The sequence below is a fragment of the Flavobacterium sufflavum genome, assembly GCF_004016525.1.
GTDB classification, from domain to species: Bacteria; Bacteroidota; Bacteroidia; order Flavobacteriales; family Flavobacteriaceae; genus Flavobacterium; species Flavobacterium sufflavum.
Genome location: NZ_SACJ01000006.1, coordinates 210,423 through 222,255, shown reverse-complemented (window position 1 = coordinate 222,255; position 11,833 = coordinate 210,423). Strand labels below are relative to the sequence as shown.

8 protein-coding genes and 1 rRNA gene are annotated in these 11,833 nt (G+C 32.8%); 8 read left to right on the top strand and 1 reads right to left on the bottom strand.

Annotation, left to right across the window (positions count from 1 at the left end; translation table 11 throughout):
* Window positions 1-5 precede the first annotated feature (5 nt).
* Window positions 6-115, top strand: a 5S ribosomal RNA gene (gene rrf / locus EOD40_RS11760).
* Window positions 116-224: 109 nt separating this feature from the next.
* Here rrf and EOD40_RS11755 read toward each other — a convergent pair.
* Window positions 225-878 carry an endonuclease III domain-containing protein gene (locus EOD40_RS11755; RefSeq protein WP_128195748.1) on the bottom strand — a complete coding sequence of 218 codons (654 nt, stop codon included), beginning with the start codon at window positions 876-878 and terminating at the stop codon, window positions 225-227.
* A gap of 385 nt (window positions 879-1,263) precedes the next feature.
* Here EOD40_RS11755 and EOD40_RS11750 point away from each other — a divergent pair, with 385 nt between their 5' ends.
* The 7 genes from EOD40_RS11750 (at window position 1,264) to EOD40_RS11720 (ending at window position 11,768) form a co-directional block, all read left to right on the top strand.
* Entirely contained in the window at window positions 1,264-2,685 is a 1,422-nt protein-coding gene (locus EOD40_RS11750; RefSeq protein ID WP_128195746.1) for a glycogen synthase, read from the top strand.
* Window positions 2,682-3,962, top strand: a complete 1,281-nt coding sequence (locus EOD40_RS11745) for a glucose-1-phosphate adenylyltransferase (RefSeq protein WP_128195744.1) — start codon at window positions 2,682-2,684, stop codon at window positions 3,960-3,962. Before EOD40_RS11750 ends, EOD40_RS11745 begins: the two co-directional genes overlap by 4 nt.
* A gap of 69 nt (window positions 3,963-4,031) precedes the next feature.
* A complete protein-coding gene (gene glgB / locus EOD40_RS11740) occupies window positions 4,032-5,936 on the top strand; it encodes a 1,4-alpha-glucan branching protein GlgB (protein ID WP_128195742.1) in 1,905 nt (634 codons plus the stop codon).
* A gap of 205 nt (window positions 5,937-6,141) precedes the next feature.
* Window positions 6,142-8,541 carry a glycoside hydrolase family 31 protein gene (locus EOD40_RS11735; RefSeq protein WP_128195740.1) on the top strand — a complete coding sequence of 800 codons (2,400 nt, stop codon included), beginning with the start codon at window positions 6,142-6,144 and terminating at the stop codon, window positions 8,539-8,541.
* 31 nt (window positions 8,542-8,572) lie between these two features.
* Window positions 8,573-9,391, top strand: a complete 819-nt coding sequence (locus tag EOD40_RS11730) for a M48 family metallopeptidase (RefSeq protein WP_128195739.1) — start codon at window positions 8,573-8,575, stop codon at window positions 9,389-9,391.
* Window positions 9,392-9,525: 134 nt separating this feature from the next.
* Window positions 9,526-10,839 carry an MFS transporter gene (locus tag EOD40_RS11725; RefSeq protein WP_128195737.1) on the top strand — a complete coding sequence of 438 codons (1,314 nt, stop codon included), beginning with the start codon at window positions 9,526-9,528 and terminating at the stop codon, window positions 10,837-10,839.
* Window positions 10,840-10,892: 53 nt separating this feature from the next.
* Window positions 10,893-11,768, top strand: a complete 876-nt coding sequence (locus EOD40_RS11720; protein WP_128195735.1) for a DUF6252 family protein — start codon at window positions 10,893-10,895, stop codon at window positions 11,766-11,768.
* Window positions 11,769-11,833: the final 65 nt, after the last annotated feature.

The window sequence follows — 11,833 nt, the reverse complement described above, 5'->3', positions numbered from 1 at the left end:
GACCTTAAGGTGGTTATTGCGGCGGGGCTCACCTCTTCCCATCCCGAACAGAGTAGTTAAGCCCGCCTGCGCAGATGGTACTGCAGTTATGTGGGAGAGTATGTCGTCGCCTTTCTTTGAAAACCCTGTTTCTAACGAAACGGGGTTTTTTGTTTTACAACGATTTTGATAATTTTTGAATTAAAAATTGAATAATTCTAGTATAAACTAGTTGACCAAAAATATTAATATTCAGTCATAAAGTTTTTTTTAGGGTATTTGCAACAGGAATTTATAGGACATTCGAAACATTTAGGTATCGGTCGGCAGATTTCTCTTCCCAGAAATGAAATTGCCATACCAATTTCATTCCAGATTTCTCTAGGCAAAATAGTCATTAATTGTTTTTCAGCTTTTATTCCATCTTTTGTTGGACTTATTATTCCTATTCTTGGAGCTACCCGGAGGACATGTAAATCAGTAATTATTCCTTCTGATGGAATATTTGATTCTCTCATGATTACGTTGGCTGATTTTCTACCAATTCCTTTTATATCTGTTAATTCTCTTATTGTTAGAGGAATATTTTCGTCTTTTTTAATGGTTTTTGCCAGGTTGATAATCCATTCTGCTTTATTTTCATAGAATTTTACTTTATGGATATATGGAATTATTGCTTCAACTTTTGATTTGGCTAAACTTTTGATTTCAGGAAATGCATCAAAGAAATTTGGTGTTATTTTATTGATGTTTTCATCAGAATCTTGAGCAGATAAAATGACCATAATTACCAATTCGTATAAATTACGGTATTTTAGCGGGTGTTTGCTTGATTTGTATTTCTTCAGGATTGGATTTAATTCTTCTTTCCAATCTATTGCATCACTAAATAAGTCCATCTTCAAATTTAGTAAATTGTTTTATCGTTATCAAATTATTATCATTTGCTTTGTCCTGCTGATTTTAGAATTATAATTATATAATTTTAAGCAATAAATTATAAGAAAATAATGATTTTATAGCGGCTTTATTTTTGAATTATCAATTTCTATAATTTCAACAAAAAACAGGCATTTTTGAAAGGTTTTAATTATAAAAAAAGTTAATTTTAAAGGATAATATTTTTTAATTTTTGCTGTTATTGTTACTGTTTTTTACTATATTTAGAAAAAGTTAAAATGATATCATTAATGATTTTAATAGTGTTTGTGTTTATTTGATGATAATTTAACTAATCTTTTTTATTTTATATTTTTTTAACCCTAATTAAACTTAAATCAATAAATGGAAATATTTCATATTAGTGCAGAGTGCTATCCAGTAGCTAAAGTAGGTGGTTTAGCTGACGTAGTTGGAGCTTTGCCAAAATACCAAAGTAATACTGGTCATAAATTAAGGGTTGTAATGCCTTGTTATGAAACTAAATTCAGGGATGAAAATGATTTTGAGTGTGTGCATTGGGGAACGGTTCAATTAGGGAATTTTAGTTTTCCTTTTAGTGTTCTTAAAGAAAAGACAGATAAGCTTGGTTTTGAATTGTATTTAATGGAAATACCAGAGCTTTTTGATAGAAAAGATGTTTATGGGTATGAGGATGATATAGAGCGTTTTATGTCTTTTCAAATAGCAACTCTGGATTGGATTATTGGTAGAGAGGCAATGCCTGATGTTATTAATTGTCATGATCATCATACAGGTTTGATTCCTTTTATGATTCAATATTGTCATAAGTATCATAAGTTGCTTAATACACCTTCAATGATTACTATTCATAATGGATTGTATCAAGGGCAGTTTAGTTTTGAGAAATTGAATTATTTTCCAGAATTTGATTTGAGTCATGTTAAAATATTAGAATGGAGTAATTGTATTAATTCATTAGCTGTAGGAGTTAAATGTGCTTCGGCAGTTACTACTGTTTCTCCAAGTTATTTGGATGAAATAAATTATTCAGCTAATGGTTTAGAATCATTGTTTAACCTTGTTCGCTACAAATCAAGGGGTATTTTAAACGGAATTGATACGCAGGTTTGGGATCCGGCTAAAGATAAAATGCTGGAAAAAAACTATTCTATTCAAAATTTCGAAAAAGGAAAACAACAGAATAAAGAAATACTTAGTACTCTTTTTAATCTCGACCCTACAAAACCGCTGTTTAGTTTTATAGGTAGGTTATGGGATGAAAAAGGAGGAGATTTATTGCCACAAGCTTCGGCTTTAGCACTTTCTGAAAATTATAAAGAGATTAATATTTTAATATTAGGCTCAGGAAATTCAAATATTGAGAATCAATTGAATAGTTTATTGGTTGATTACAAAGGGAATTACAATACTTTTATTGGTTACAATGAAGAATTAGCCCATTTAATTTATGCCGGAGCCGATTTTTTAATGATGCCTTCAAGAGTAGAACCTTGCGGATTAAATCAAATGTACTCTTTGAGATATGGAACTATTCCTATTGTTAGGAGAACAGGAGGATTGAAAGATACTGTAATTGATTTTGGGGACAATGGAAATGGAATTTGCCATGATCAATCTTCGGTAGGAGATATATGTTATTCAATTCAAAGAGCAGTTAGCTTGTACAAGGATAAAGAGCATTTAAATCAAATTAGAAAAAAAGGAATGAGCACCGATCATTCTTGGGAAAAAGCAAGTCAGGAATATATAGAAATGTACAACTTAATACTTAACAAAATATGAAGGCAAAAAGAAAAAACGTTATTGCTATTATCCTAGGAGGAGGACAGGGATCCAGATTGTATCCATTGACTGAAACTAGATCTAAACCAGCTGTGCCGGTTGGTGGAAAATATAGATTGGTAGATATTCCTATTTCAAATTGTATGAATTCAGATATTTATAGAATGTTTGTATTGACACAATTTAATTCGGCTTCACTTAATGCACACATCAAAAACACTTATGTTTTTAGTGCATTTAGTCAGGCTTTTGTAGATATCTTAGCAGCTGAACAAACTCCTGATAATCCAACATGGTTTCAAGGAACTGCCGATGCAGTAAGACAATGTATGCCTCATTTTTTGAATCATAATTTTGATTACGCTTTAATTCTGTCGGGTGACCAATTGTATCAAATGGACTTTAATGATATGATTGAAGAGCATATGAGAAAAGAAGCCGATATTACAATTGCGACATTGCCTGTTAATGCTAAAGATGCTCCTGAATTTGGAATCTTAAAAACCAATAGTGATAGTTGTATTGAATCTTTTATAGAAAAACCAGCCAAAGAACTTTTACCTGACTGGGAATCAGATGTGAGTGATCAAATGAAAGCAGAAGGGAAAAATTATTTAGCCTCTATGGGTATTTATATTTTCAATAAGAAGCTTTTGGTAGATTTAATGGAGAATCCTGACACAAAAGATTTTGGTAAAGAAATTATTCCACAGGCTGTTGGAAATAAAAAAATCCTAAGTTACCAATACGAAGGATATTGGACTGATATTGGAAATATTGATTCTTTCTTTGAAGCTAATATTGGACTAACAGAGGATGTGCCTAAATTTAATTTGTTTGATAACGATAACAAAATTTACACAAGACCCCGAATGTTACCGCCATCTAAGTTTCAAAATACAATGATGGATAAATCATTAATTTCTGAAGGATGTATTTTGAATGCAAAAGAGATTGTACACTCCGTTATTGGAATCCGATCCAGAGTAGGTAAAGATTCAATTATCCATAATACTTATGTCATGGGTAACGATTTTTATCAAAGTATCGAAGACATGGAAGAAGATACTAAAAATAACAAAATATTAGTTGGAATAGGTGAAGGCTGTTATATCAATAATGCTTTAGTGGATAAGAACTGCCGAATAGGGAATAATGTTTACATTAATGGTGGTTCCCATTTAGAAAATGCTACAACCGATTTGTATGCTATAAAAGATGGAATTGTAGTAATAAAGAAAGGTGTGACTTTGCCTGATAATTTTAGAATTGAATAAAAGTTAGACAAACTGTTTTTTTATATCAATATTCTATTTTTTAAAATTTAGAATTATACCAATAATACTATGAGTAAAGTTATTTCGCACTCCCTTTTTACTGATTTTGATATTAACTTATTCAAAGCTGGAAAACATTTTAGATTGTATGAAAAGTTAGGGGCTCATTTAATTGAATTAAATGGTGTCCAGGGTGTTTATTTTGCTGTTTGGGCTCCTACGGCGCATTCGGTTTCTGTTGTTGGAGATTTTAATTTTTGGACACAAGGTGAACACGAACTTTATGTACGTTGGGATTCTTCAGGTATTTGGGAAGGTTTTATTCCTAATATTCAAAAAGGGACTAATTATAAATATAAAATTCTATCTAATAATGATGGTTTAGTGACTGAAAAGGCTGATCCATTTGCTTTTTATTGTGAGAAACCACCTCATACAGCTTCGGTAGTCTGGGATTTAAATCATGATTGGGATGATTCCAAATGGATGAAAACCCGAAAAGAACACAATGATTTGGATAAACCTTATTCTGTTTACGAAGTACATTTAGGTTCTTGGAAACGTGGTGAAGGAAATCGGTTTTTAACTTATCTGGAATTAGCTGAAGATTTGGTGAGTTATGTAAAAGAAATGGGGTTTACTCATGTTGAGTTTATGCCAGTGATGGAATATCCTTATGATCCTTCTTGGGGGTATCAATTAGTAGGCTATTTTGCTCCAACTTCCCGTTTTGGAAATCCACAAGATTTTATGGTCTTGGTAGATAAACTGCATCAGGCAGGTATTGGTGTTATTCTGGATTGGGTACCCTCTCATTTTCCAGATGACGCACACGGATTAGGCTATTTTGATGGTTCTCATCTTTATGAGCACCCTGATAGAAGAAAAGGTTATCACCCTGATTGGAAAAGCCTAGTGTTTAATTACGGAAGAAACGAAGTGCGTTCTTTCCTGATTAGTAATGCTTTATTTTGGTTGCATCATTATCATGTTGATGGTTTAAGGGTTGACGCTGTCGCATCAATGCTTTATTTAGATTATTCCAGAAATGACGGAGAATGGGAACCAAATATTTTTGGAGGAAATGAAAATCTGGATACCATTAGTTTTCTAAAAGAATTCAATGAGGTAGTTTATTCTAATTATGAAGGAGTTCAGACAATTGCAGAAGAAAGTACTTCGTTCTCAATGGTTTCCCGACCTACATCAGTAGGTGGACTTGGATTTGGGATGAAGTGGATGATGGGATGGATGCACGATACCTTAAAATATTTCCAAAAAGCAACTGTGTATAGAAAATACCATCAAAATGATTTGACTTTTTCTATGACTTATGCTTTTACCGAAAACTTTATGTTGCCGTTGTCTCATGACGAAGTAGTATATGGTAAAAAATCTATTGCTGATCGTATGCCGGGTGATGAATGGCAGAAGTTTGCCAATTTACGTTTGCTTTACGGTTATATGTTCACGCATCCGGGAGGGAATTTACTTTTTATGGGAGGCGAATTTGGTCAAATGGCCGAATGGAATTTTCAAGAAAGCCTAGACTGGCATTTATTGCAATATCCGGTGCATAATGGTGTGAAAGAGTTGATTAAAGATTTAAATAAATTATACAAATCAGAACCTGCTTTATACCAAAAACAATTTAGTCATGAAGGTTTTGAATGGATTAATTATTCAGATCATCAAAATGCGGTGCTTTCCTATATTCGAAAAGGGAATGATCCAAAAGACGATTTGATTGTTGTGTGTAATTTTACTCAAATCGTTCGTAAGAATTACAGAATTGGAGTTCCTAGAAAAGGAAAACTTACTGAAATTTTTAATAGCGATTTAGAAAAATATCAAGGAAGTAACTTACAGAATATAACCGAATTAAAGATAGAATCTTTCCCTTATGGCGGAAGAGATTATTCAGTTGAATTGCTTTTACCACCGTTGAGTGTGACTGTTTTTAAAATTTCTTAAGCATCATTTTTTTTATTTAAAAAATCGAGCTTCATAAAATTTAATTTTTTTGACTAAGAAGTATTAATATTATTGTTAATACTTCTTTTTTTTGATAATTAGTCAACTATTACGATTTCGTTAATAAAAATGCTATTGTTTATTTATAAAAAATATTTTTTGTATGTTTGAGAAAGAGCATAATAATTAACCAAAATGAATTGAGATGATTACAAATACAGAATTAGAATATAAAGGAGATTTATATCCATCAAAAATAGTTTCTTTCATGCATGATGTTGATTCTGTATATTTTTATACCGATAATAATGTCATATTAAAACTTACTGTTTTAAGAGATAGTTTGCTTCGTTTCCGATTTACAACTAAAGGTTATTTTAGCAATGACTTTTCGTATGCAATTGATGAAAGTCATTCTCATGGGTATAATCGTTTAGTAGTTAATGAAGAAGAAAGTTATTATCAAATAACCACAAATAAGCTTATTTGTAAAATTCAAAAAGCCGATTTAAGAGCTTCTATATACGATTTGAAAGGAAATGTATTATTAGAAGATGAATTAGGTTTTCATTGGGAAGAATGTTACGAATTTGGAGGGAATATCGTCAAGATGAGTAAGGCTTCAAAAGACGGAGAATGTTTTTATGGTTTAGGGGACAAGGCCACTCAAATGAACCTTAAAGGGAAAAGGGTAGAAAACTTTGCTACTGATCAATATGCTTTTCAAAAAGAACAAGAGCCTTTATACAAGGTGGTTCCTTTTTATATTGGATTGCATAATAAGCAGGCTTATGGAATTTTCTTTGACAATACTTTTAGAACATTTTTTGATTTTTGTCACGAAAGAAGAAATGTAACCAGCTTCTGGTCAGATGGGGGGGAAATGAATTATTATTTCTTTTACGGTCCTAATATGCAGGATGTAGTTACTTCATATACTGATTTAACCGGAAAGCCCGAATTACCTCCTTTATGGGCTTTAGGATATCATCAATGTAAATGGAGTTATTATCCGGAGAGCAATGTGAAAGAGGTAGCGGCTAAATTTAGAGAATTACAAATTCCTTGTGATGCTATTTATTTAGATATTGATTATATGGAAGGTTTTAGGTGTTTTACCTGGAACAAGGAATATTTCCCTGATCCTAAACGAATGGTTTCTGAATTAGCCGAAGACGGTTTTAAAACCATTGTTATTATTGATCCTGGGATTAAAATAGACAAAGAATACTGGGTTTATAAAGAAGCTTTAGCAAAGGATTATTTTTGCAAAAGAGCCGATGGTCCTTACATGAAAGGAAAGGTGTGGCCTGGAGAATGTAATTTTCCGGATTATACAAATCCCGAAGTAAGAGAATGGTGGGCTGGATTATTTAAAGAATTAATTTCAGATATTGGGGTAAAAGGAGTGTGGAACGACATGAACGAACCTGCGGTAATGGAAGTTCCTAACAAAACTTTCCCGAATGACGTGCGTCATAATTACGATGGAAATCCATGTAGCCATAGAAAAGCCCATAATATTTATGGAACGCAAATGGCAAGAGCTACTTATAATGGGGTAAAACGTTTTGCTTATCCTAAAAGACCATTTATCATTACAAGATCGGCTTATTCAGGAGCACAACGTTACACATCTTCATGGACAGGAGATAATGTGGCAACCTGGGAACATCTTTGGATAGCTAATATTCAGGTTCAAAGAATGTCTATATCGGGAATGGGCTTTACGGGTTCAGATATTGGAGGTTTTGCAGAGCAACCTACAGGCGAATTGTATGCAAGATGGATTCAGCTTGGTGTTTTTCATCCTTTTTGTAGAACACACTCTTCAGGAGATCATGGTAATCAAGAGCCTTGGGCTTTTGATGAAGAGGTTATTGATATCACTCGAAAATTTGTTAACCTTCGTTATCAGTTATTACCGTATTTGTATACCATGTTTTGGCAATATATCGAAGAAGGTGTACCTATGTTAAAACCTTTGGTATATTATGATCAAGAAGATATTCAGACTCATTATCGAAATGATGAATTTGTGTTTGGTAATCAAATTTTAGTGTGTCCAATTTTAGAACCTAACGCTTTAGGACGAAGAATGTATATTCTTAAAGGACAATGGTATAATTACTGGACTAATTGTTTGGTTAAAGGAGGGAAAGAAATGTGGGTTGATACTAAATTTGATGAAATCCCTATTTTTGTTAAGGCGGGATCTATTATTCCAAAGTATCCTGTACAGCAATATGTAGGCGAATTAGAATTTGATGAATTAACTCTGGATGTGTATTACAAAGAGGGGAAAGAAAAATCGGTGGTGTATGAAGATGGGCAAGATGGTTATGATTATAAAAAAGGACGATTTAGTTTTGTGTCTTTTCAATTGACAGGAAAAGAGAAAGAGTTAAATATCCATGTACACAAAGAAGGGAAATACGATACCAATTATACGAAATACAAAATCAATTTTATTGGATTGCCATTTGAAATTAAAATTTTAGAAATTGACAATGAAGAAGTGGCTTTTGATGCCAAAAGTTTTAAAGAAAATCAATATTTAATTGTTCCTAAGGGGTTTAATGTTTTGCATATTATAGGAGAATAATTGTACTTTTGTTAGTAAAAAAATAACTATCATGAAAAAGAATTTATTATTTGTAGGTATTGCAGTTTTAGGACTTATTAGTTCTTGTGCGACAAATCCGCTCACAGGAAAAAAAACATTAAATTTTGTTTCTAATAGCGAATTGTTTCCTTCTTCTTTTCAGGAATACGGAACTTTTTTGAAAGCAAACAAAGTGATTTCAGGTACTGCTGATGCTAAAAAAGTAGAAACTGTTGGAATCAAAATTAAAGTTGCTGCCGAGCGTTATTTGGCTTCTTTAGGTCAGAACGATTATTTGAAAGACTATCAGTGGGAATACAAATTAGTTGACAATAAAGAAGTAAATGCCTGGTGTATGCCAGGGGGTAAAATTGTAGTTTATTCAGGAATTTTACCAATAACAAAAAACGACGCCGGTTTAGCTACGGTAATGGGACACGAAGTTTCACATGCACTTGCTAATCATGGAGCTCAACGTATGAGTGCTTCTCAATTGCAAACCCTTGGAGCTGCTGGTGTTGCAGCTGCAACAGGAAGTCAAAGTGCCGAAAAACAACAAATGTGGCAACAGTATTACGGAATTGGTTCTCAGGTAGGAGTGATGTTGCCATTTAGCAGAAGTCACGAAACGGAAGCTGATAAAATTGGATTAATATTAATGGCTATTGCAGGTTACAATCCAGACGAAGCGATTAATTTTTGGACAAGAATGTCTGCAAATTCAGGAGGTCAGGCTCCAGCTGAGATGTTAAGCACACACCCGTCTGATGCTACCAGAATTGCTAATTTAAAAGCGATGGTTCCGGAAGCTAAAGCAGTTGCAGCTAAATTTGGAGTAGTATTTAAATAAAAAAAAAGGAAAAACTTATTTATAGCCAATTCTAACGAATTGGCTTTTTTTTGTGCTGATTAAAAAGATATTTTTAATTGATTTAAGTAGAAACTGTTTAAAAAACTATAAATTCGTTCCCAAAAAAGAGAGATATGATTCCATTGCAAAAAGGAGATAAAAAATTATTGAATGCTTGGGCATTTTACGATTGGGCAAATTCAGTTTATCCATTGGTAATTACATCAGCTGTTTTTCCTATATTTTATGAAGCTTTATTTTCAAAAACAGGACATTATATTGATGTGCTTGGTTTCAGTGTGAAAAATTCGGCGCTTATTAGTTTTGTTACTGCTTTTGCATTTTTAATGGTTGCTTTTTTGTCTCCACTATTGTCTGGAATTGCAGATTATGTAGGTAATAAGAGGTTCTTTATGAAGTTTTTTTGCTATTTGGGAGCCTTATCCTGCATGGGACTATATTGGTTTGATTTAGATAACATTTATTTAAGCTTATTGTTTTATTTATTAGGATTAATTGGTTTTTGGGGCAGTTTAGTTTTTTATAATTCCTATTTACCTGATATTGCTTTTGAGGAACAACAAGATGCGATAAGCGCTAAAGGTTATTCATTAGGATATTTTGGCAGTGTAATTTTGTTAGTTGTCAATTTATCGATGGTTATGAAACCGGAATGGTTTAATATAACTGGTGTCGATGGTATGCCTTCGGCTATGAAAGCTATGCGTTATTCCTTTGTAATGGTGGGTGCCTGGTGGATTTTATTTAGTCAGTACACTTATTATTATTTGCCAAAAGGGAATAATAATTCTGGAGAAGTTACACGGACTGTTATTTTTAATGGATTTAGCGAACTCAAAAAAGTTTGGTTCTTGCTTGAGGAGAATGTCCGTTTGAAGAAATATTTGGGGAGTTTTTTTGTGTACAGTATGGCTGTACAAACCGTAATGCTTGTTGCTACTTATTTTGGAGCACAGGAAATTGCCTGGGAATCTAAAGATCAAAGTACACTAGGATTGATTATTTGTATTTTGTTGATTCAAATAGTGGCTATTTTTGGAGCTTATACTACTTCGAAAGCATCTGAAAAATATGGAAATATTCCTGTATTAATCGTTATCAATAGTATTTGGATGGTGTTATGTATTGCCGCTTATTTTATCATTTTACCGATTCATTTTTATGTTATGGCAGCCTTAGTTGGTTTGGTAATGGGAGGAATTCAGTCTTTGTCCCGTTCAACTTACTCCAAGTTTTTACCGGAAACTCAGGATACGGCTTCTTTTTTTAGTTTTTATGATGTTGCTGAAAAAATTGGAATTGTGATTGGGATGCTAGTTTATGGAATTATAGATCAAAGAACAGGAAGTCCCCGATACGCAATTGTATTTTTAGCTGTTTTCTTTTTCATTGGAATTGTTTTGTTAAGAAAAGTACCTAAAAAATAGTAGGAAAAATAAAATAAAAAATTATATTTGGAGATAAATAAAAGCTCCAGACTATGAGGATATTTAAATATAAGTCACAATTTTTAGTTTTATTTTTGCTAACACTTTTAACAGCTTGTGTCTATGAGCCAATAGACGGAACGGTTGAACCAGATCCTGGTTCAAATTCAGGAGTTTTTAAAGCCGACTTTGGCGGAAAGACATGGACAGCGAGTAAAACTCAAGCTATAGTTTCGGGACATCTTATCGAAATCTCAGCAACTAATTCTAAAGGGGAAGGTTTTGCTATTATGATTGAAGGGGCTGCTGTGGGAACTTATGCTGCTAATGAGAACTTTGTTATTTATTCGCCAGCAGGAACTGAGTATGGTTTTTGGAGTGTTAATGAGGATAATCCAACGGAGGATACAGGCTCGGTTACTATAACAAGTATTAATACAGAAACTAAAACTATATCAGGGACTTTTCATTTTAAAGGTTATTGGTCAAATACGAATGATCCTAAAGTGGCAATTCAGTTTACAAATGGAACTTTTACAATACCTTATATTACTCAAGAAGAAACGGGTGATGTTTTTACTGCAAAAGTAGGTGGAACTAACTTTGTTTCTACTGATATTTTTACTGCTACAATCGGTTCCGGAACTGATGAATTTATAACTATAGGAGCTGAAGATGTAAATATGAATAGTATTTCAATTGGAGTAAGAAGTAGTTTGACTACAGGGACTTATTCAATTACAGCTAATACTTTATCAGATAAAGTTCAAGGGAGTTATGAGGATGTGAACGGAGAATACAAAGCTGTTTCAGGAAGTGTTACGATAACTTCAATTACAGCTGATCGAATTAAAGGGACTTTTAAGTTTACTACCAATGGTACAACGCCGTTTAATATAACCGAAGGTACTTTTGATGTAGAATATTAAATTTAAATAAAATAGATAAATCTTAGCCCTCAGTAGAAGTTTCTTTTGAGGGCTTTGTTTTGTTG

Excerpts from the sequence above, each read along its gene's own strand:
- glgB (WP_128195742.1), top strand. The coding sequence starts at position 4,032 with ATGAGTAAAGTTATTTCGCACTCCCTTTTTACTGATTTTGATATTAAC.
- EOD40_RS11735 (WP_128195740.1), top strand. The coding sequence starts at position 6,142 with ATGATTACAAATACAGAATTAGAATATAAAGGAGATTTATATCCATCA.
- EOD40_RS11755 (WP_128195748.1), bottom strand. The coding sequence starts at position 878 with ATGGACTTATTTAGTGATGCAATAGATTGGAAAGAAGAATTAAATCCA.
- EOD40_RS11750 (WP_128195746.1), top strand. The coding sequence starts at position 1,264 with ATGGAAATATTTCATATTAGTGCAGAGTGCTATCCAGTAGCTAAAGTA.
- EOD40_RS11725 (WP_128195737.1), top strand. The coding sequence starts at position 9,526 with ATGATTCCATTGCAAAAAGGAGATAAAAAATTATTGAATGCTTGGGCA.
- EOD40_RS11720 (WP_128195735.1), top strand. The coding sequence starts at position 10,893 with ATGAGGATATTTAAATATAAGTCACAATTTTTAGTTTTATTTTTGCTA.
- EOD40_RS11745 (WP_128195744.1), top strand. The coding sequence starts at position 2,682 with ATGAAGGCAAAAAGAAAAAACGTTATTGCTATTATCCTAGGAGGAGGA.
- EOD40_RS11730 (WP_128195739.1), top strand. The coding sequence starts at position 8,573 with ATGAAAAAGAATTTATTATTTGTAGGTATTGCAGTTTTAGGACTTATT.